Consider the following 21,371-nt stretch of genomic DNA (forward strand, 5'->3'; position numbering starts at 1 on the left):
GAGCTCAGGTCTCCTCTGTGGGGGCGGCCGTGAGGTACGGGCGGGCCGTGAGGGTGAGGACGCGGTGGAGATCGTCCGGGACGGGGCGGCCCGCGGCGGTGCGTTCGGCGGCGTAGTCGCGGAGCATCCGGGCGAGTTCGCTGTCGGATCGGGCGCGCGGGGCCAGGCCGTCGACGGCGTCGACCGGTACGCCGGTGAACAGGCACTTGAGGACGGCGTGCCGCCAGGCGTGCTGGTCGAGGTGCTTGGCGGCGTACGGGCCTACTGCGGCGGCGACGAGGCGGGTGTCGTTGGTGCGCAGGGCGTCTTCGACGAGCGGGAGGGCTGAACCGGCAGATCCGGCCGTGGCACTCAGGTGCGGCAGGGCGAGCAGAACCGCGCGACGTTCGGCGGCGGTGCCGTGCGTGTAGAGGCGGGTGATGGTGGCGTGGTCGGCTCGCACGGCGTGCAGGAGGAGGACGCGGGCGGCGTCGGCCAGGTCCTGGGCGGCCGGGGTGGACGGGGTGGACGGGGTGGACGGGGTGCGTTGGGCCGGTCGGCAGTGGCGGCCGGCTTCTGCGAAGCGCATTTCCCAGGTGGGCAGTTGTGTACCGGACACGGCCTCGGGGGGTGACGTGGCTTCGGCTTCCGCCTGGGCAAGGGCCTGGTGCAGCCACGCGCGGCCCGCTCCGGTCAGTTGTGCTTCGAGTGCGGCCTGGAGGGCGGAAGGCGGGACACCGTTCGTCAGTTCGGTCAGCATCGTCCACCTCCTGCCGGGAGGGCCGGTTCGGTGGGCAGCGCCTTGCGCAGGAAGTCGAGGGAGCGTTCGGCCAGGTCGGGGCCGGCGTGCGAGTGGCGGGGCAGTTCGACGACTGTCAGGCCCTGGTAGCCGGTGGCCGCGAGGGCTTCCAGTACGGGCGGGAAGTCGATCTCGCCGTCGCCGAACGGCAGGTGCTCGTGTACGCCGCGGCGCATGTCCTCGATCTGGACATGCCGCAGCCAGGGCGCGGCCTCGCGTACGCAATCGGCGGGCGAGGACGATTCCAGGCACTGGCAGTGGCCGATGTCGAGGGTGAGGCCGAGGGAGGAGGGGTCGCCGAGGGTGCGACGCAGGTGGTGGAAGTCGGCGACGGTGGAGAGGAGGTGGCCGGGTTCGGGCTCGACGGCGAGCGGTACGCCGGCAGTGGCGGCGGCGTCGATGACGGGGGCGAGTGACTCGGTCAGCCGCTGCCAGGCGGTGTCGGGCGAAACGCCGTGCGGGGTGACGCCGCTGAAGCAGTGGACGGCGTGGGCGCCGAGGTCTGCGGCGACGCGTACAGCGGTGACGAGCAGTTCGGCGCGGGCGGCGCGGCCTTGCGGATCCGGGTCGAGGAGGGACGGGCCGTGTTTGCGGCGCGGGTCGAGGACGTACCGTGCGCCGGTCTCGATGGTCACGGCGAGGCCGAGCCGGGACAGCCTGCGGCCCACTCGGCGAGTGCGGGCGGGAAGTTCGGGAGCGAGGGGGTCGAGGTGCATGTGGTCGAGGGTGAGGCCGACGCCGTCGTAACCGAGGTCGGCGAGGAGGGCGAGGGCGTCGTCGAGGCGGAGGTCGGTGAGGCCGTTGGTGCCGTAGCCGAAGCGGACGGGGGTGCGGGTGGGAGTGGCACCGGCGTTCATGTGGGGCTGACCTTTCGCGACAGCTTCCGGGCGATGGGTACGAGCCCCATGAGCGCCGCCCCGGCCCCGACCGCGCCGCTGCGCGCGGCGAGCGCGGCCTGCAGCGGGATCATGGCCCGGATCCCGCCGCCGACGGCGCGCTGGGTGAGGGGTGGGGAAGGGTTGAGTGCGGCATGGAGGAGGGGTTTGGCGGCGGTGCGGAAGTAGGCGGTGGCCGCGAGGGTGGCGCCCAGTTTGTGGCGGGTGGGCGCAGGCAGCGGGCGTTTGCGGGCGAGCAACGCGGCCAGTACGGCGGCCGCCGCGAGCGCGGTGAGCGGCGCGGCCGTCGATCCGCCTTGGGTTTCGCGGCGCGATACCGCTGTGACGGCGTAGGTGTGCGCGCCGAGCATCGCTGCGGCGGTCAGCGCGTTCCGCAGGCCGGAGTCGCCGGCCGCGGGCCTCGCGGGAGCGGGTCCTGTCCTGCGGAGCCTTTCCCCTGCCCGCCCCTTCCCGATGGTGACATGTGCGGCTCCGCCGCGTGAGGGGCTCCGCCCCAGACCCCGGCCCTCAAACGCCGGACGGACTGGATGAGGACACGCCCCCGCCCGCGTCGCCGACGCGCCCAGGAGCAGGTCCAGGGCTCGGGCCGTGGCCATCGTGGCGGGGGCCGCCGGGGTGTGTTTCAGGTGCAGGTCGTACGCCCAGATGGTGGCGGCCAAGGCGGTGGCCGTCCCCAGGGCCCGGCGGCCAGCCCCGGCTGCCAGGGCCAGGCCCGCCGCCGTCAGGGCGGCGGACGCCGCCAGGGCCGCGCCGGGGGTGATGCGGCCCGACGGGATCGGGCGGTGCGGGCGGTCCACCGCGTCCTCCGCGCGGTCCGCCCAGTCGTTCAGGGCCATGCCCGCCTCGTACAGGCACAGCGAGGATCCGACCACCAGGGCAGTGCCCCGGTTGGGGCGTACGCCGATGGACGCCGCGCCCGCCACCGCATCACCGGGGACGGTGAACAGGGCGGACAGGCGAAGGAGTTCCGCCCAGGCGGCGAGGCGGGCGGGCGGCGTCATCGGGCCTCCCGCAGGCGGGACCCGAAGCCCAGCAGCGCCTCGTACTGTTCCGCCAGCGCCGCCGGGCCACCGTCCGGGTCCTTGAAGTAGAAGCCGAGCTCCGGGAGCGGGCCCGAGATGCCCACCTCGTGGGCGCGCGCCAGCAGCCGGGCCAGGTCGAGAACCAGCGGCGCCGCGAGCGCCGAGTCGCAGCCCTGCCACGTCGTCTGGAGCGTCATCCGCGAGCCCAGGAAGCCGTCGAAGGCGATGTGGTCCCAGGCCGTCTTCCAGTCACCGAGCGCCGGTACGTCGTCGATGTGGACGTCGCCCTCGGGAAGCGCGCCAAGGGTGTCCGTCAGCACGCGGTTCTTGCCCGCGTTCTTCGCCGCCGCCGCGGCCGGGTCGGCCAGCGCTGCCCCGTCCCCGCCGCCGAGCAGGTTCGTACCCGACCATGCCCGTACGGACAGGGCACGCTGCACGAACATCGGGGCAAGTACGGAACGGAGCAGCGTCTGGCCCGTCTTGCCGTCGCGTCCCGCGTGGGGAAGGCCGCTGGCCGCGACGGCGTCCTGGAGGGCTGCCGCGCGCAGCCCGGTGGAAGGGGTGAAGTTGACGTACGGGCAGCCGACCCGCAGCGCCGCCGCCGCGTAGAGCGAGCTGGGCGGCAAGGAGTGGGGGTCCGCCGGTGCCGGTTCCGTCGAGGCGACGTTGACGACCACGACCCGGTCGAGGCGCTGCCGGCGCGTGAAGTCCAGCAGGTGCGCGGCGAAGGCGTCGATGAGTTCCTCGTCGGCGCGTGTGTCGCCCGGCAGCGGCCCCCCGGTCCTGATCTCCCGTTCCGCCGCTGCCAGTTCGCTTCGTACGGCCGAGGACAGGCCGTGCGGCAGGACGCCGCCCGCCTCCAGCTCCTCGGCCCGCTTGGGCAGGGGGCAGCTCGCCGTGTCGTGCCCGCCGAAGACGAGTGAGGAGAGCGGCGCCAGGCCGCTTCCGGCGAACGGCGGGGTCTCGGTGACCATGCCGTCCGGCGCGTGGAGGCCCGCGCTGAGGGCCGCACAGCCGGCTACGGCGGTCGTGGCGACGGAGCCGCGCGCTCCGATGAACCACACTCCGGTCCGTGCCGTGTGCGTCGCCGTTGCGTCTTCGGAATGGGGCGTGGTCGTCACGGGCTGCCTCCCTGCCAGAGAGATCGAGATATGAACAGGTCCACAAGACGGCGGGCGGGGGCTCGGCGTGCTCCCGCCCGCCGCCGGTCCTGGTGGTGTCGGCCTCAGGAGCCTGCGGGCAGCTCCTTGACCTTGATGTTGCGGAAGGAAACCTGGTCGTCGGCGCCGTGGTTCTGGATGCCGATGTGGCCCTGGGCCAGGCTGCGGGCGGGGTCGGTGTTCGTGAAGTCGTTGATCTTCACGCCGTTGAGGAAGACGCGGAGCCGTTCTCCCTCGACCCTGATCTCGTACGCGTTCCACTCCCCCGGCGGCTTGAGCGCGGCGTCGCGCGCGGTGATGTTCGCCGCCTTGAAGCCGTACACGGACCCGGTGGTGCGGTCGGGGGCGTCGGTCGCGTCGATCTGGATCTCGTACCCCTTGTTGACGGCCGACCACGGGTCGTCGGAGGCCGGGAAGCCCACGAAGATTCCGGAGTTGTCGTCACCGGTCATCTTCCAGTCGAGTTTGAGTGAGTACGACTTGAGTTCCTTGGCCTGGTGCCACAGGAGGCCCATGCCGCCGACGGAGTTCAGCGTGCGGTCCTTGACTTCGAAGGAACCGGGGCCTGCCTGCTTCCATCCGTCGAGGGTCTCGCCGTTGAAGATCGACCGGTAGCCCTTGGCAGGCCTGCAGTCGGCCTTGGCGATCCCGGTGGCGTACAGCATTCCGCCCAGCAGGTGCTTGCGGAACGCCGGTTCGGCGTACGACTCCTTCGTGTGGCCGCCGCCCGTGTAGAAGGAGCGCCCGCCCTCGTACGGCTGGCACCAGGCGATCGGGTGGTCGCCCTTCATGTTGCCGCCGGTGTAGCTGGTCTCGTCGAGGGTGGCCAGGACACGGGCCTGCTCACGCGGGTTGGTGCGGTAGTTGTACCACTCGTCGGTGCGCTGCCAGCTGGTGTCCAGGTGCGCGGTCGCGGGGTGGTCGTGGTCCTCCACGCGTGCGGTCGCGGACTGGATCTGCGGGTGCGAGTGGAAGTACGCGCCGACGAGTCCGCCGTAGAACTTCCAGTCGTACTCGGTGTCGGCGGCGGCGTGGATGCCCAGGTAGCCGCCTCCGTCGGCGACGTACTGCTCGAAGACCGTCTGCTGGTTGGTGTTCAGGACGTCACCGGTCGTGGAGAGGAAGGCGACCGCGTCGTAGCGGGCGAGGTTCTCCGGTGTGAACTGCTTCGCCTCCTCGGTGGCGTCGACGGCGAGGCCGCGCTCCGCGCCGAGTTCCTTGAGTGCGGTGATGCCCGCCCCGATGGAATCGTGGCGGAAGCCGGCCGTCTTGGAGAAGACCAGGACCCGCTTCTTGGGGGTGGCGTCACTCTTCGCCGTGGAGAAGGTGAAGTCGTCGACGTCATAGAGGGCTCCGGCGCTGCCCTTGAAGACGAGGTAGAGGGTGGTGGTCCCGGTCGGGGGCCGCTTGATGGTGGTGGTGACGTTCTGGAAGACGTCCCAGCCGCCGGTCACGGGTACGACGGTGGAGCCGATGAGCCTGCCGTCCGGTGATCCCGTACGGATTTCGAGGGTGCCGCCCGCTCCGCCCGACGAGACGCGCGCGGTGAGGGAGGTGGCGTCACCCACGCGGTACGGCTTGAAGGCGATCCAGTCGCCATCGCTGATGTCGCCGACGGTCTTGCCGCCGTGCGCTGTCGGCTTGCTCTGCGGGGCTACGCCGCTCTGGCTGGAGTAGTGCTCGGCCTGGCGCTGCTTGGGCTGGAGCACCTTCTGGTCGTGGCTGGTCAGCGGGGCCTGGCCGCCGCCTCCGCCGTCCGTGTACTCGGCGTCGAAGACCGCGAAGATGTTGGCGTTGGGGTCGTGGCTGCTGTCGGCGGGGGTCTTGACGGTGCCGGTGCAGCCGTTGGCCGACGTGATCGGGTGGCCGTGGCTGTCGTGGCCGAGGATGTACGTCACCTTGACCTTGGCGCAGTCGACCGTGCCGTCCTCGGGGTCGGTGACCTTCACCTTGAAGGGCACGTCGTCGCCGAAGTTGAACAGCTGGCCGTCACCGGGCAGTTCCAGCGTCACCTTCGGCGCGGTGTTGCCGACGACGATCTGTACGCTCGCCGAACCGGTCCGCCCGGTGGTGTCCTTGGCGGTCACGGTCGCGGTGTACGTGCCGTTCTTCTTGTACGTGTAGGTCGGGTTGGCGGCCGTGGACTTGCCGCCGTCACCGAACGTCCAGGAGTAGGTGAGGGCGTCGCCGTCGGAGTCGGTGGTGCCGGCGGAGGAGAACTTCACGCGCAGCGGGGCCTGGCCCGATGTCTTGTCGGCCTTGGCCTCCGCGACCGGTGAGTGGCCGTCGGTCGCGTTCTCGATGCGGTAGAGACCGGAGTGCTCGTTGCCGCCGAACCAGGCGGTGCCGTAGTCGAGTACGTACAGCGCGCCGTCGGGGCCGAAGGCGGAGTCCATGACCTGGGTGCCAGTCCAGGGGAAGGGGTTGATGGACTGTACGGCGCCGTTGGCGTCGTGCTCGACGCGCTTGATCCAGCGCCGGCCGAACTCGCCCGCGAAGAAGTCGCCGTCGTACGCCTCGGGGAACTTCACCGGCGAGTCGAGGTTCGCGTCGTAGCGGTAGACCGGGCCGCCCATCGGGGACTCGGAGCCGGTGCCGAACTCGGGGACGGATCCGCCGTCGTACGGGATCCAGGCCTCTTGGGAGGGCGGCAGGTCGGTCAGGCCGGTGTTGTGGGGCGAGGTGTTCTTCGGGGCGGCGCAGTCGAACTTGGCGCCGGATTCCCTGGTCGCGAAGTCGTAGTCGACGTACGCGTCGTTCTTGCCGGTGCAGAAGGGCCAGCCGAAGTTGCCGGGCTTGGTGACGCGGGCGAACTCGACCTGGCCAGCGGGGCCGCGCTTGGGGTCGGCGGCGCCTGCGTCGGGGCCGTAGTCGCCGACGTACAGCACGCCGGTGGGCTTGTCGACGCTGAAGCGGAAGGGGTTGCGGAAGCCCATGGCGTAGATCTCGGGGCGGGTCTTGGAAGTGCCGGGGGTGAAGAGGTTGCCGTCGGGAACCGTGTAGGACGCGTCCTCGTTCACCTTGATACGGAGGATCTTCCCGCGCAGATCGTTCGTGTTGCCGGAGGTGCGGCGTGCGTCGTACGCCGGGTTGCGGTTGGGGCGTTCGTCGATGGGGGTGTAGCCGTCGGAGGCAAAGGGGTTGGAGTCGTCGCCGGTCGAGAGGTAGAGGTTGCCCTGCGCGTCGAAGTCGATGTCGCCGCCGACGTGGCAGCAGATGCCGCGGGTGGCGGGTACGTCGAGGATCTTCTTCTCGCTGGCGTTGTCGAGGGTGCCGTCGGCCTTGAGTACGAAGCGTGAGAGCCGGTTGACGCCGTCGAACTTGGCGAAGTCCGCCGCTGTGCCCTCGTTGGGGGCGTCGCCCGGTGGGGTGTCCAGCGGGGGTGCGTAGTAGAGGTAGATCCGCCGGTTCTCGCTGAACTTCGGGTCTATGCCGATGCCCTGGAGGCCTTCTTCGTCGTGCGAGTAGACGGGGATCGTGCCGACGACGCGGGTGTTGCCGGCGCTGTCGGTCATGCGGAGTTCGCCGTCGCGGGACGTGTGGAGGACGCTGCGGTCCGGGAGTACGGCGAGCGACATGGGCTCGCCCGTCTCGGGCTCACCCTTGGCGAGGGTGACCTGCTGGAAGTCCTCGGCGGCGACGGGTGCTACCGGTGGGTCGGCGGCGGTGGCGGGGGCGGAGAGGGTGAGTGAAGTGGCGGCGAGGAGGCTGCCGGTGAGGAGTGCGAGGGCCTTGCGGGCCGATCCGGCTCTGAGCAGATTCCTGTGCACGAGTGTCCTCCGGGAGTGGGCCGGGCGGTGCTCGTCCTGCACCAACACCGGGCGGGAAGCTCTCTTTTCGGGAACCGGAACCGGAGTGCGCCGTCACGCCGGAACCGGACTCATGTCCTGTACACCTCAGGGACGGTAGCCGCGTTCGTCCGGAACGGAAAGTGCTTGCGCGGCGGGTAAGTTGAGCTTTTTCCCGCCGCAGGACAAAGGGGTGCGGGGCAGCCGGGACCATCCCGGCGGCGGCGGTTCCGCGGGCTGCCCTGTGGGGCTTTCCCCTACCCGCCCCTTCCCGAAGCTGGGGCTCCGCCCCAGACCCCGGTCCTCAAACGCCGGACGGGCTGAAGTGGCCAGGGGCGGGCTGGGCTGCGCCCCAGCTAGTCCCCGCCCCCGAACGCCGCGTCGAACGACGCGCTCGGCGGGTCGAAGTCGTACCGCTTCAGCGTGGCAAGCGCCTCCGGCGCCCCAGTCAGGCGGTCCATCCCCGCGTCCTCCCACTCCACCGACACCGGGCCCTCGTACCCGATCGAGCGCAGCATCCGGAATACGTCCTCCCACGGCACGTCACCGTGTCCCGCCGACACGAAATCCCACCCCCGCCGCGGGTCCCCCCACGGCAGGTGGGAGCCGAGCCGGCCGTTGCGGCCGTCGAGCCGCTTGCGGGCCTCCTTGCAGTCCACGTGGTAGATCCGGTCCCGGAAGTCGTACAGGAAGCCCACCGGGTCCAGGTCCTGCCACACGAAGTGGCTGGGGTCGAAGTTGAGGCCGAAGGCCTGGCGATGGCCAACCGCCTCCAGGGCCCTGTGCGTGGTCCAGTAGTCGTACGCGATCTCGCTCGGGTGCACCTCGTGCGCGAAGCGAACACCCTCCGCGTCGAAGACGTCGAGGACGGGGTTCCAGCGCTCGGCGAAGTCCTCGTAACCCCGCTCGATCATGTGCGGCGGTACGGGCGGGAACATCGCCACCAGGTGCCAGATCGACGACCCGGTGAAGCCGATGACCGTACGGACGCCGAAGGCCGCCGCCGCCCTGGCCGTGTCGGCCATCTCGGCCGCGGCCCGCTGCCGTACGCCCTCGGGCTCCCCGTCGCCCCAGATCCGCGACGGGAGAATGGCCTGGTGCCGTTCGTCGATGGGCGCGTCGCAGACCGCCTGGCCGACCAGGTGGTTGGAGATCGCCCAGCACTTCAGGCCGTACTTGTCGAGCAGCTGATGCCTGCCCTCCAGATAGCCGGGTTCGCTCAGTGCCTTGTCGACTTCGAAGTGATCGCCCCAGCAGGCCAGTTCGAGGCCGTCGTAACCGAAGTCGCGGGCCAGTCGGCAGACCTCCTCCAGCGGCAGATCGGCCCACTGGCCGGTGAAGAGCGTGAATGGACGTGGCATACGGAAACGACCTCCTACGGGAGTACGGGCGTGTAGACCGCGTTCTTCTCGGCGCTCTCCTCCACCGCCGCCAGCACCCGCTGCACCTGCAGCCCGTCCGCGAAGGACGGCTCCGGCGAGGTCCCGGTGGCGATGGCGTGCAGCAAGTCGCGCGCCTGGTGGACGAAGGTGTGCTCGTACCCCAGGGCGTGGCCGGGCGGCCACCACGCCTCCAGGTACGGATGGCCGGGCTCGGTCACCAGGATCCGCCGGAAGCCGGAGGAGACGGCGGGCTCGGTGTGGTCGTGGAAGGACAGTTCGTTCAGCCGCTCCAGGTCGAAGGCCAGTGAGCCGCGCTCGCCGTTGAGTTCGATGCGCAGCGCGTTCTTTCGGCCCGCCGCCGTACGGGTCGCCTCGAAGGAAGCCAGCGCGCCCGAGGCGAGCCGTCCGGTGAAGAGCGCCGCGTCGTCGACCGTCACCGCCCCGCGTTCGGAGCCCCCGGCCCCCGAAAGCCCCTCCGTCGCGCCCGCCGGCAGCGGCCTCGACCGTACGAACGTCTCCGTGATGGCCGAGACCCCCACCAGCGGCTCCCCCGCCAGGTACTGCGCGAGGTCCACGATGTGCGCGCCGAGGTCGCCGAGCGCGCCGGAGCCCGCGTACTCCCGCTGGAGCCGCCAGGTCAGCGGGAACTCCGGGTCGACGAGCCAGTCCTGGAGGTAGGTGACCCGTACGTGCCTCAGCGCCCCCAGCCTGCCCTCCGCGATCAGCCGGCGGGCGTACGTCATGGCCGGCACCCGGCGGTAGTTGAAGCCGACCATCGCCACCTGGCCCCGCCCACGGGCGCGCTCGGCGGCGGCCGTCATGGCCTCCGCCTCGGCGACCGAGTTGGCCAGCGGCTTTTCGCACAGCACGTGCTTTCCCGCGTCCAGCGCGGCGACGGCGATCTCCGCGTGGCTGTCCCCGGGCGTGCAGATGTCGACGATCTGCACGTCGTCGCGGGCGATCAGGTCCCGCCAGTCGGTCTCCGCCGCCGCCCACCCGTGCTGGTCCGCCGCCGCACGTACGGCCGTACGGTCGCGTCCGCAGACGGCCGCGAGGACCGGCCGCGCCGGCAGGTCGAAGACGCGGCCCGCGGTGCGCCAGCCCTGTGAGTGGGCGGCTCCCATGAACGCGTATCCGACCATGCCGACACCGAGCGTCGGCGGGGCGTCATCAGCGACCGCCTCCGCACCTGTCTCCGTCTCTTCCTTACCGGCCATACGGATTCCTCCTCGTCGAACTCGTCACTCGCACAGTGGGGGCTGGCGCGCGCGGCCCGGTCAGCTGAAGCCCGTCGGCAGGTATTCGTCGACGTTGTCCTTGGTGACGACGGCCGAGTAGAGGGTGATCGAGGCTGGAATCTCCAGCTCCGCCATGCCGCCGACGCCCTTGCCCTGGCCGAGCGCGCGCGCCAGGTCGATGGCCGAGGCGGCCATGGTCGGCGGGTAGAGGACGGTGGCTTTCAGCACGCTGTTGTCCGCCTTGATGGCGTCCATCGCGGCCTTGGCCCCTGCCCCGCCGACCATCAGGAAGTCGTCGCGCCCGGCTTGCTGGATGGCGCGCAGGGCGCCCACGCCCTGGTCGTCGTCGTGGTTCCACAGCGCGTCGAACTGCTTCTGCGCCTGGAGCAGTTGCGCCATTTTCGCCTGGCCCGACTCGACGGTGAAGTCGGCGGCCTGGCGGGCGACGCGCTTGACGTTGGGGTAGTTCTTGAGGGCGTCGGCGAAGCCCTGGCTGCGCTGCTTGGTGAGCTCCAGGTTGTCGAGCCCGGCGAGCTCCACCACCTTGGCGTTCGGCTTGTCCTTGAGCTGCTCGCCGATGTAGTTGCCCGCGTTCAGGCCCATGCCGTAGTTGTCGCCGCCGATCCAGCAGCGGTAGGCCTGCGGCGAGGCGAAGATGCGGTCCAGGTTGATGACGGGGATGCCCGCCTTCATCGCCTGGAGGCCGACCTGGGTGAGCGCCTTGCCGTCGGCCGGCAGGATCACCAGTACGTCGACCTTCTTGTTGATCAGCGTCTGGACCTGGCCGATCTGCGCCGCGGTGTCGTTCGACCCCTCGGTGATCTCCAGGGTCACCTCGGAGTACTTCGCGGCGCGCGACTTGGCGTTCTCGTTGATGGCGTTCAGCCAGCCGTGGTCGGCCTGCGGGCCCGCGAACCCGATCGTGACCTTCTTGCCGGGCTTGTCGTCGGCGGTGGCCGGCTCGCTGTTGGCGGCCGGTGCCTTCTCCTTGGGCTCGTTGCTGGTGCATGCGGTGAGCAGGGCGCCCGCGGAGACGGCTGCGGTGCCGAAGAGCAGCCCTCTGCGACTGGTTTGTGGCATGGCGGTTCCCATCCTTCGGTCAGGGCGTACGAACGTGTGGGAGAAAAGCGGTGCGGGGTCAGGCCTCGCCGTCGCGCGCGGTGCGGCGCTGGACCAGTACGGCGGCGACGATGATCGCGCCCTTGGCGATCTGCTGTACGTCGCTCTGCAGGTTGTTGAGCGCGAAGATGTTGGTGATCGTGGTGAAGACGAGGACACCGAGTACGGAACCGACGATCGTGCCCCGCCCGCCGCTGAGCAGCGTCCCGCCGATGATCGCGGCGGCGATGGCGTCGAGTTCGTAGAGGTTGCCGTTCGTGTTCTGGCCGGACCCCGACAGGATGATCAGCAGGAAGGCCGCGATTCCGCAGCACAGTCCGGACAGCAGGTAGAGGTAGAGGCGCTGGCGGCGTACGTCGATGCCGGCGAGCCTGGCCGCTTCCGCGTTGCCGCCGACCGCGACCGTACGCCGCCCGAAGGTGGTGCGGTTGAGCAGCAGCCAGCCGACGACGGTGACGACCGCGAAGACCAGGACCAGTGGCGGAATGCCGAGGACGTACGAGTCCGGGATGCCGAGGTCGAGTACGGACTCGACGGTGACGATCTGCGTCTTGCCGTCCGTGATCTGGAGGGCGAGTCCGCGAGCCGAGGCCAGCATGGCGAGCGTCGCGATGAACGGCACCATCCCGCCGTACGCGATGAGCAGTCCGTTGACGAGTCCGCAGGCCAGGCCGACGACCACCGCCGTGAAGAGGATGCCCGCGAAGCCGTACTCCTGGGTGGCGAGCGTCGTCGCCCACACCGAGGCCAGCGCCACGATCGCGCCGACCGAGAGGTCGATGCCGCCGCTGGTGATGACGAAGGTCATGCCGACGGTGACGACGCCGATGACGGAGGCCTGGGTGAGGACGAGCTGGAGGTTGCTGCTGTCCAGGAACTGCTCGGGTTTCGTGAAGCCACCGACCGCGACAAGGACCGCGAGTACGCCGAGCAGCGACAGGTTGCGTACGTCGAGGCGCAGCCCGAGCCTGCGCCAACCGGCCTGTTCGGTGGGCGTCTTGGCCGTGGTGACGACCGGTCCGTCCTGCTGATGCTGTTGCTGCGCCGGTGAGACAGGCTGCGTCATGGCGTCGGGCTCCCTTCCATCACGAGGTCGAGTACGCGGTGCTCGTCGAGCTCCCGGGCGGGCGCCGTGTGGACGACGCGCCCTTCCCTGAGCACCAGCACCCGGTCGGCGAGGCCCAGGACTTCCGGGACTTCGCTGGATACGAGAAGTACGGCGAGGCCTTCGTCGGCCAGCCTGCGGATCACGGCGTACAGCTCGGCGCGCGCCCCGACGTCGACGCCGCGCGTCGGCTCGTCGAGCAGCAGGACACGGCAGCCGCGCAGCAACCAGCGTGCGAGTACGGCCTTTTGCTGGTTGCCGCCGGAAAGGGTGCGGATGCGGGCGTCGGGGTGGTCGGGCCGCAGGGACAGTTCGCGGGTGGCTGCCTGGGCGGCCTTGCGTTCGGCCGTACGGTCGAGCCAGCCGCCGCGCGAGAAGCGGGACAGGGTCGACACGGACACGTTGCGGGTGACGGATTCGAGCATCAACAGGCCCTGGGCCTTGCGCTCTTCGGGTGCGAGGCCGATGCCGGCGCGGACGGCGGCGCGGACGCTGCCGGGGCGCAGGGGACGCCCGTCGACGAGGACGCGCCCGGTGGTGGGTTTGCGCGCCCCGTAGATCGTCTCCAGGACTTCGGAGCGCCCGGAGCCGACGAGACCGGCCAGGCCGACGATCTCACCGGGCCGGATGTCGAGATCGAGTGCCGCGAACTCCCCTTCTCGGGCGAGCCCTTCGACCCTGAGTACGGGATCGGCGGCTGAAGGGTCTTCCGCGCGGCGCTCGGGAAAGACGTACTCCACATCGCGCCCCGTCATCAGCGCGACGACGTCACGCGTCGGGGTGCTCTTGGCGGGCAGTCCGACCGCGACCGCGCGTCCGTCCTTGAGTACGGTCACGCGGTCGCCGATGCGGCGGATCTCTTCGAGCCGGTGGGAGATGTAGACGACGGCGACGCCGTCCGCCGTGAGCCCGGCGACGATACGGAAGAGGTTGTCGACCTCGTCGGGGTCGAGGGCGGCGGACGGCTCGTCCATCACGATGAGGCGTACGTCGTGGGACAGCGCCCGCGCCATGGAGACGATCTGCTGCTGGGCGGCGGAGAGCGTACCGACCAGGCTGCCGGAGTCGATCTCGCAGTGCCCGAGCCGTTTCAGCAGGGCGGTCGCGGACGCGCGGGCCTCCCTGCCGCGTACGACAAAGCCGGCGGTGGTCGGCTCGTGGCCGAGGAAGATGTTCTCGGCGACCGACAGGCCCTCCACCAGGTCGAGTTCCTGGTAGATGGTGGCGATGCCGAGGCGCATGGCGGCGATGGGCGACTTGAGGGTGACCGTGGCGCCCTGCCAGGTGATCTCACCGCCGTCGGGCTGGTGTACGCCCGCGAGCACCTTGATGAGGGTGGACTTTCCGGCGCCGTTCTGGCCTAGCAGGCAGTGGACCTCGCCCGCCTGGACCTCCAGGTCCACGCCGTCGAGGGCGCGAACGCCGGGGAAGGACTTGGTGATGCCGGACATCGTGAGAAGAAGGGGCGGGGCTGCGTGGGGTGGGGCTGCTTGCGGTGGTGCCATGACGGTTCCCCTCGGCTGGTGCGGCGGCCGGTGAGCGAGCAGGGCAGGGCAAATCCGGGCACGGCGAAGCCGGCCTTGTGCGGTGGTGCTGTGTTGCGTACGGAGCGGTACGGGTCGTACGTGCGCCGGCCGGGGTCAGGCAGGCGAGAACAGGTGGTCGCTGATGAGTCTGGCCGCGCCGATCACGCCGGCGGCGGGCCCCAACTCGCCCAGGACGATGGGCAGATTGCCGGTCGCGAGCGGCAGCGACTGGCGGTAGACCTGGGTGCGGACGCTCGCGAGCAGGGTGTGACCGAGGCCGGTCACCCCGCCGCCGATCACCACGAGCCCGGGGTTGAAGAAGCTGACGAGGCCGGCGATGACCTGGCCGACGCGGTTGCCGCCCTCGCGGATGAGGTCGAGCGAGGTGGCGTCGCCGGCGGCGGCCGCCGCGGCGACGTCGGCGGCCGTGAGCCGTCCGGCCGCTTCGAGCCGCGCCGCCAGTTCGGGTGAGCGGCCGGAGCGGGCCGCGTCCTCGGCGTCGCGGGCGAGCGCGGCGCCGCTGAAGTGGGCTTCCAGGCAGCCCTTGTTGCCGCAGGCGCAGGCGCGGCCTTCCGGTTCGACCTGGATGTGGCCGATGTCGCCGGCGCTGCCGGTCGTACCCCGGTAGACCTCTCCGCCGACGACGATGCCGCAGCCGATGCCCGTGCCGATCTTGACGCAGAGGAAGTCGCCCACCGAGCGCGCGACGCCCGCGTGCTGCTCCCCCATGGCCATCAGGTTCACGTCGTTGTCGACCATGACGGGGCAGCCCAGCTCCTGGCTGAGTGCCTCGCGTACGGGAAAGCCGTCCCAGCCGGGCATGATCGGCGGCGCAACCGGCACACCTTCGGGAAAGCGGACCGGGCCCGGCACGCCTATCCCCGCCCCGTCGAAACCCTCGGCGAGGCCGGACGCCTTGAGCTTGGCCGCGAGCGCGAGTGCCTGCTCGAAGACCGCGACCGGGCCTTCCCGCACGTCCATGGGGTGGTTGAGGTGGCCGAGTACCTCCAGCTCCGCGTTGGTGACGGCCACGTCGATCGAGGTGGCGCCGATGTCGATGCCGAGGAAGCGCAGGGCGGGCGCGAGCCGGATGTTGTGCGAGCGGCGGCCGCCGCGCGAGGCGGCGAGGCCGTCGGCGACGACCAGACCGGTGTCGAGCAGCCGGTCGACCTCGACGGCGAGTTTGGAACGGGAGAGATCGATCTGATCGCCGAGCTGGGCGCGGGAGTTGGGTCCGCCGTCACGCAGCAGGCGGAGCAGTCGCGCCTGATGCGCGTTCGCCGGTCGAGCCGTCATCCGTCTCACGCGTCCCTCCCTGCCTCATCGGCCTTCTCCGCCGGGCTTTGGAGGGGAACGTAGCAGCGGCTGCCGGGAGTGGGAAGAAGTTGCGCAGGAATCCACTACAACTTTCTCCACAGCGAGGACAAAGAACGGCCTGCTCTAAAACGCCGAACGCGCCCGGCCGTGGCCGGGCGCGTTCGGAGCAGGTGTTTACAGGTGCTTACTGGCCCTGGGCGGGGGGCTGTTGGGTGTACGGGTTGGGGGTGCGCGGGGGCTGGTTCGGCGGAGGGGTGGGGTACGCCTGACCTTGCGGCATCGGCTGGTACGGGGGCTGGTATCCGGGCTGCTGGGGGCCCTGGTACCCGGGCTGGTACGGGTATCCGCCCTGGGCGGGTGCTGCGCCCGCGCCCTGACGGTTGCGCCGGCTCGCGACCACGGCGATGACGATGCCGAGGACTACCAGGCCCACGACGGCCGCCCCGATGAGGATCATCAATAGCATTGGGCTGTTTCCATCCTTGGGAAGTTGCTGGTGGGGGGCGGTACGGCGCGCCCTACGCCACGCGCTGATGGTAGGTCGTGCGGGTGTGCTCCGTGTGGGCGCGCATGATCTCGGTGGCCCGCTGTTCGTCGCGGTCCGAGATCGCCGCGATCAGCGCGCGGTGCTCGACCCAGGACTGTTTCCCGCGCTGCCGGGCGACCGGCGTGTAGTACCAGCGGACCCGCCGGCCCACTTGCGCCGCCAGTTCGGCGAGGACGACGTTGCCCGCCAACTCCATGACTTTGGCGTGGAATTGGGCGTTGAGCGACACGGCGAGGTCCACGTCGTCGTCCGCGACGGCCTGCTCGCCCTTCGCGCACACCTCTTCGAGCGCGGCGATCCCCGCTGACCCGGCGTTGACTGCGGCGAGTCTGGCCGCCTCCGCCTCCAGGAGCGTACGCACGGAGAGCAGTTGGTCGGCCTCTTCCTCGGTCGGCTCGTGTACGAACGCGCCCTGCGCGGGCCGCAGATCGACCCACCCCTCGGTGTTGAGCCGCTGCAACGCCTCGCGCACGGGCTGCCTGGACACTCCGAGGTGGCCGGCGAGCTCACTCTCGATCAGGTGCTGGCCGGGCCGCAGGGCCCGGGTGGTGATGAGTTCGAGCAGCGCCTCGTACACGCGCTCGCGGAGCGGTCCGGGCCTCTCCAGCTTGGGTACGGTCCCTTGCGGCAGTCCTGCGGACAACATCGCGGTGTCCCCCTTCGGGCCAACATCGGCGAGCGTCGCCAACGCTAATTGGCTATCGTCTACAGTCTACCGAGCGCACCCACGGCACAAGTCTGGGCCCCGGCGGGACACCACCGAGGCCCAGTCACCATTCCACGGAGACGCTCAGGGACAGCGGATGACCTGGCCCGCGTACGACAGGTTGCCTCCGAAGCCGAAGAGCAGGACCGGAGCGCCGGACTCGATCTCGCCGCGCTCGACCAGCTTGGACAGGGCCATCGGGATACTGGCCGCCGAGGTGTTGCCCGAGTCGACGACATCGCGGGCGATCACCGCGTTGACCGCGCCGATCTTCTGCGCGACGGGCTCGATGATCCGCAGGTTCGCCTGGTGCAGGACGACCGCCGCCAGCTCCTCCGGCGTCACGCCGGCCCGCTCGCACACCTTGCGCGCGATGGGCGGCAGCTGAGTGGTGGCCCAGCGGTAGACCGACTGGCCCTCCTGGGCGAAGCGCGGGGGCGTGCCCTCGATCCGTACGGCGTGCCCCATCTCCGGCACCGAGCCCCACAGCACCGGGCCGATCCCCGGCTCCTCGTTCTCGGCGCAGGCCTCGACGACCGCCGCGCCGGCGCCGTCGCCGACAAGCACGCAGGTGGTGCGGTCGGTCCAGTCGGCGATCTCGGCCATCTTGTCGGCGCCGATGACCAGGGCGCGGGTGGCTGATCCGGCTCGTACGGCATGGTCGGCCGTGGCGAGCGCGTGGGTGAAGCCCGAGCAGACGACGTTGAGGTCCATCACGGCGGGCGAACCCATGCCGAGGCGGGCCGCGACGCGGGCGGCCATGTTCGGGGAGCGGTTGATCGCGGTGGAGGTGGCCACCAGGACGAGGTCGATGTCTGCGGGCGTGAGACCCGCCGCGGCCAGTGCCTTGGCTCCGGCGTGCGCGGCCAGCTCGTCCACGGGCTCGTCGGGACCCGCGACGTGGCGGGTCCTGATGCCGACGCGGCTGGTGATCCACTCGTCGCTGGTGTCGACCATGGCTGCCAGATCGTCGTTCGTGAGCACCTTGGCAGGCTGATAGTGCCCGAGCGCGACGACTCGTGAGCCGGTCATTGGCGGTTCCACCCCTCTTTGCGGACAGTCGGAACGGTCCAGTCTTCTTTGCGACTCACCAGTACGACGGCATGTGAATCGACAGGATTCGCCCCCGACTCTTTGGAGCTTCTTGCTGACGGCGACCCTTGACCCCCCTAAAGGCATACTGTAGACAATATCCTGTCGACCTCCTTCCAGAGAGTCCAGCACCTTCCAGCACCTTCCCCGCTCCCCCTTACTCGGCCCCTCACCGATCGGAGAGCCCCGTGAAAGTCGCAGTTGTCGGCGCCGGAGCAATCGGCGCGTATGTCGGGGCCGCGCTCCACCGCGCGGGCGCCGAGGTCCACCTGATCGCCCGCGGCGCACACCTGACGGCCATGCGCCGTGACGGCGTACGCGTCCTCAGCCCGCGCGGCGACTTCACCGCGCGGCCCGCCGCGACCGACGATCCCGCCGAGGTCGGACCCGTCGACTATGTCTTCCTCGGCCTCAAAGCCAACTCGTACGCGGAGTCCGGCCCCCTCGTCCACCCGCTCCTGCACGACCGTACGGCGGTGATCGCCGCCCAGAACGGCATCCCCTGGTGGTACTTCCACGGCCTGCCCGGCCCGTACGCCGGCCGCCGCATCGAGAGCGTCGACCCGGCGGGCGCGGTCACCGCGACGCTGCCGCCGGCGCGCGCCATCGGGTGCGTCGTGTACGCCGCGACCGAGCTGGAGGCTCCCGGCGTCGTACGGCACCTGGAAGGAACCCGCTTCTCGATCGGCGAGCCGGGCCGTGACGTGTCGCGCCGCTGCCTGGACTTCAGCGAGGCGATGCGGGCGGGCGGCCTGAAATGCCCCGTCGAGCCGGACCTCCGCAACGACATCTGGATCAAACTGCTCGGCAATATCTCCTTCAACCCCATCAGCGCGCTGGCCCGAGCCACCATGGGTCAGATCTGCCGCCATCCGGACACCCGCGCACTGGTCGAGTCGATGATGCGCGAAACGCTGGAGGTCGCGGCCGCCGTCGGCTGTCACCCCGAGATCTCCGTGGAGCGGCGCATCGCGGGGGCCGAGCGCGTCGGCGACCACAAGACGTCCACCCTCCAGGACCTGGAGAAGGGCAAGCCGCTCGAACTCGACGTGCTGCTGGCCGCGGTCGTGGAACTCGCCCGCCTGACCGGCACCGACGTACCGACGCTGCGCGCGGTGCACGCGCTGGCGGACCTGCTGGCCACCACCTCCTCGCCGACCACCTCCTCCCCCACCTCAACCGGGAGCGCACAGTGAAGAAGAAAGACAGGCAGCCGAAGCAGTACACCCGGCTGACTCACCCGCTCGTACGTGACTCCAACGGCACTCTGCGGCAAGCGACTTGGGATGAGGCCCTGGAGCGGGCCGCGGCCGGTTTCCGGCGGGCGACGGACACGTACGGCCCGGACGCCTTCGCCATGCTGTCCTGCGCCCGTGCGACCAACGAGATGAATTACGTCGCCCAGAAGTTCACCCGGGTCGTGATGGGAACCAACAACGTCGACTCGTGCAACCGGACGTGTCACGCGCCGAGCGTCGCCGGTCTCTCGGCCGCTTTCGGCTCCGGCGGCGGCACCTCGTCGTACGAAGAGGTCGAACACGCCGACCTCATCCTGATGTGGGGCTCCAACGCACGCTTAGCTCACCCGATCTTCTTCCACCACGTCCTGAAGGGCATCAGGAACGGCGCGCGCATGTACGCCGTCGATCCGCGCCGCACCTCGACCGCCGAGTGGGCGGAGGGCTGGCTGGGCCTGAACGTCGGGACGGACATCCCGCTGGCCCACGCGATGGGGCGGGAGATCATCCACGCGGGGCTGGTGAACCGGTCGTTCGTGGAGCGCGCCACGACAGGCTTCACGGAGTACGCCGGACTGGTGGAGCCGTGGACTCTCTCGGCGGCGGAGAAGGTGACGGGCGTCCCGGCGGCCGCGATCCGGGAGCTGGCACACGCGTACGCCACCGCCGAACGGGCGCAGCTGTGCTGGACGCTGGGTATTACCGAGCACCACAACGGCACCGACAACGTGCGCGCGCTCATCAACCTGTCGCTGCTGACGGGCCATGTCGGCCGGTACGGCGCGGGGGTCCAGCCGCTGCGCGGTCAGAACAACGTCCAGGGCGGCGGCGACATGGGAGCCATCCCGAACAAGCTGCCCGGCTTCCAGGACATCCTCGACCCGGCGGCGCGGGGCAAGTTCGAACGTACCTGGGAGACGGTCATCCCGCCGCGATACGGCATGACACTGACCGCGATGTTCGAGGCGATGGAGAGCCGCGAGCTGCGAGCGGTCTACTGCATCGGTGAGAACCCGGCCCAGTCGGAGGCCGACAGCGAACAGGCGATGCGGCGGCTGGCGGCGCTTGACCACCTGGTCGTACAGGACATCTTCCTGACGAAGACCGCGCAGATGGCGGACGTGGTCCTGCCCGCGACGGCCGCTTGGGCGGAGACGGACGGGACGACGACGAACAGCGAGCGGCGCGTGCAGCGGGTGCGGGCGGCGGTGAAGCCGCCGGGCGAGGCGCGGGAGGACATCGACATCATCTGCGCACTGGCCGAACGGCTCGGCCACGACTGGAAGTTCGCGGATTCGGAGTCGGTCTGGAACGAACTGCGGTCCCTCTCCCCCGACCACTACGGCATGACGTACGACCGCCTGGAGGAACACCAGGGGTTGCAGTGGCCGTGCCCCGACACGGACCGCCTGCCCTCCAGCTTCCTGCACGCGCGCCTGTGGGAGACGGACCCGGAGCGGCGTGGCCCGGCCGCTCCCTTCGGCCTGGTGGCACACGACCCGCCGGTCGACCTGACGGACGAGGACTACCCGCTGCGGCTGACCACGGGCCGTCGGCTGGACTCGTACAACACCGGTGTCCAGAGCGGGAGTTTCGCGTCCCCGCTGCGCCGCGGCGAGTACATCGAACTCTGCCCGGAGGACGCGGCGGCGTACGGCGTCGAGGTGGGCGAGGAGGTCCGGGTCTCGTCACGGCGGGGCGCGGTAACCGCCCCGGTGTGGGTGGACCCCGGGCTGCGGCCGGGGCTGGCCTTCATGACGATGCACTTCCCCGACGAGGTCGACACGAACCAGCTGACGATCGAGGCGAACTGCCCGATCGCGGGGACGGCCGAGTTCAAGGCGTCGGCGATCCGGATAGAGAAGCTGGTGCCGGCATGGACCTGAAGTACACGAACGCGGAGCCGTCCGGGGACGAACGGGCGGCGGTGGACGAACTGCTGGGCCCGCCCGAATCGGGATGGGAGGGCGCGGACCGCTCCGGGGCCGACCTGCGGTGGGCGCGGGGCGGGGCGGCGGCGCGTGAGCGCCGGGACCTCCTCCTCCCGGCGTTGCACGCGGTCAACGACCGGGTGGGGTGGCTGAGCGAGGGCGCGCTGGACTACATCTGCCGCCGGCTGACGGTGCCGCCGGCGGAGGCGTACGGGGTGGCGACGTTCTACGCGATGTTCTCGGTGAAGCCGCGCCCAGCGAAGGTTCTGTACGTGTGCACGGACCTGGCCTGCGCGGCACGGGGGGCGGGGGCGGTGTGCGCGGGGCTGGAGGAGCAGGTCGGGGCGGCGGGCTCGGCTGCGGGGGGTGCGGTGTGGCAGCCGAGCCCGTGCCCGGGCCTGTGCGAACGGGCCCCGGCGGCGCTGCCGTTGCATGCCGGGGTTGCCGAGGACCGGGGGACGGTGTGCCGGAGCCCCACGGATACCGCCCCGCGACCCCGCGCCGCCGCCGACAGCGCCCCCGCCAC

At 70.7% G+C, this 21,371-nt stretch carries 17 protein-coding genes; 3 read left to right on the top strand and 14 right to left on the bottom strand.

Going from position 1 to position 21,371, the window contains the following annotated elements; genetic code table 11:
* Positions 1–4: 4 nt before the first annotated feature.
* From J7E96_RS20620 to J7E96_RS20685, 14 genes are all read right to left on the bottom strand, one after another.
* Entirely contained in the window at positions 5–739 is a 735-nt protein-coding gene (locus tag J7E96_RS20620; protein ID WP_215133138.1) for an EboA domain-containing protein, read from the bottom strand.
* Complete coding sequence (locus J7E96_RS20625; RefSeq protein WP_215133139.1) at positions 733–1,635, bottom strand: sugar phosphate isomerase/epimerase; 903 nt, start codon at positions 1,633–1,635, stop codon at positions 733–735. The genes J7E96_RS20620 and J7E96_RS20625 overlap by 7 nt, the downstream gene beginning before the upstream one ends.
* Positions 1,632–2,675: an SCO3242 family prenyltransferase gene (locus J7E96_RS20630; RefSeq protein ID WP_215133140.1), complete on the bottom strand. Its 1,044-nt coding sequence runs from the start codon at positions 2,673–2,675 to the stop codon at positions 1,632–1,634. The genes J7E96_RS20625 and J7E96_RS20630 overlap by 4 nt, the downstream gene beginning before the upstream one ends.
* Positions 2,672–3,817, bottom strand: a complete 1,146-nt coding sequence (locus J7E96_RS20635) for an inositol-3-phosphate synthase (RefSeq protein WP_215133141.1) — start codon at positions 3,815–3,817, stop codon at positions 2,672–2,674. The genes J7E96_RS20630 and J7E96_RS20635 overlap by 4 nt, the downstream gene beginning before the upstream one ends.
* A 104-nt stretch (positions 3,818–3,921) precedes the next feature.
* Positions 3,922–7,626: a ThuA domain-containing protein gene (locus J7E96_RS20640; protein WP_215133142.1), complete on the bottom strand. Its 3,705-nt coding sequence runs from the start codon at positions 7,624–7,626 to the stop codon at positions 3,922–3,924.
* A 374-nt stretch (positions 7,627–8,000) separates the two neighbouring features.
* On the bottom strand, positions 8,001–9,005 hold the full coding sequence (locus J7E96_RS20645; protein WP_215133143.1) for a sugar phosphate isomerase/epimerase: 1,005 nt from the start codon (positions 9,003–9,005) through the stop codon (positions 8,001–8,003).
* Between the two features lie 14 nt (positions 9,006–9,019).
* Entirely contained in the window at positions 9,020–10,243 is a 1,224-nt protein-coding gene (locus J7E96_RS20650) for a Gfo/Idh/MocA family protein (protein ID WP_215133144.1), read from the bottom strand.
* A 60-nt stretch (positions 10,244–10,303) separates the two neighbouring features.
* A complete protein-coding gene (locus J7E96_RS20655; RefSeq protein WP_215133145.1) occupies positions 10,304–11,344 on the bottom strand; it encodes a substrate-binding domain-containing protein in 1,041 nt (346 codons plus the stop codon).
* A 58-nt stretch (positions 11,345–11,402) separates the two neighbouring features.
* Complete coding sequence (locus J7E96_RS20660) at positions 11,403–12,449, bottom strand: ABC transporter permease (protein WP_215133146.1); 1,047 nt, start codon at positions 12,447–12,449, stop codon at positions 11,403–11,405.
* Positions 12,446–13,993, bottom strand: a complete 1,548-nt coding sequence (locus tag J7E96_RS20665) for a sugar ABC transporter ATP-binding protein (RefSeq protein WP_215133147.1) — start codon at positions 13,991–13,993, stop codon at positions 12,446–12,448. The genes J7E96_RS20660 and J7E96_RS20665 overlap by 4 nt, the downstream gene beginning before the upstream one ends.
* Before the next feature lie 135 nt (positions 13,994–14,128).
* On the bottom strand, positions 14,129–15,310 hold the full coding sequence (locus J7E96_RS20670) for an ROK family transcriptional regulator (protein ID WP_138901409.1): 1,182 nt from the start codon (positions 15,308–15,310) through the stop codon (positions 14,129–14,131).
* Positions 15,311–15,515: 205 nt separating this feature from the next.
* Complete coding sequence (locus J7E96_RS20675; protein ID WP_215133148.1) at positions 15,516–15,797, bottom strand: hypothetical protein; 282 nt, start codon at positions 15,795–15,797, stop codon at positions 15,516–15,518.
* A gap of 52 nt (positions 15,798–15,849) precedes the next feature.
* The gene (locus J7E96_RS20680) at positions 15,850–16,524 is read right to left on the bottom strand and encodes a GntR family transcriptional regulator (RefSeq protein WP_215133149.1); all 675 of its coding nucleotides are present in this window, start codon (positions 16,522–16,524) and stop codon (positions 15,850–15,852) included.
* 144 nt (positions 16,525–16,668) lie between these two features.
* A complete protein-coding gene (locus tag J7E96_RS20685; RefSeq protein WP_215133150.1) occupies positions 16,669–17,616 on the bottom strand; it encodes a beta-ketoacyl-ACP synthase III in 948 nt (315 codons plus the stop codon).
* Positions 17,617–17,864: 248 nt separating this feature from the next.
* Between J7E96_RS20685 and J7E96_RS20690 the strand changes: the two genes are divergently transcribed.
* From J7E96_RS20690 to J7E96_RS20700, 3 genes are all read left to right on the top strand, one after another.
* Positions 17,865–18,872 (top strand): 2-dehydropantoate 2-reductase, encoded by a 1,008-nt coding sequence (locus J7E96_RS20690; protein WP_215133151.1) that lies wholly within the window; start codon positions 17,865–17,867, stop codon positions 18,870–18,872.
* Positions 18,869–20,800 (top strand): molybdopterin oxidoreductase family protein, encoded by a 1,932-nt coding sequence (locus J7E96_RS20695; RefSeq protein WP_215133152.1) that lies wholly within the window; start codon positions 18,869–18,871, stop codon positions 20,798–20,800. The genes J7E96_RS20690 and J7E96_RS20695 overlap by 4 nt, the downstream gene beginning before the upstream one ends.
* Positions 20,791–21,371 (top strand): NAD(P)H-dependent oxidoreductase subunit E (locus tag J7E96_RS20700; protein WP_215133153.1); only part of this gene is annotated, 581 nt, incomplete at its 3' end. The genes J7E96_RS20695 and J7E96_RS20700, both read left to right, overlap by 10 nt.

It is taken from the genome of Streptomyces sp. ISL-96 (assembly GCF_018614035.1).
Classification (GTDB): domain Bacteria; phylum Actinomycetota; class Actinomycetes; order Streptomycetales; family Streptomycetaceae; genus Streptomyces.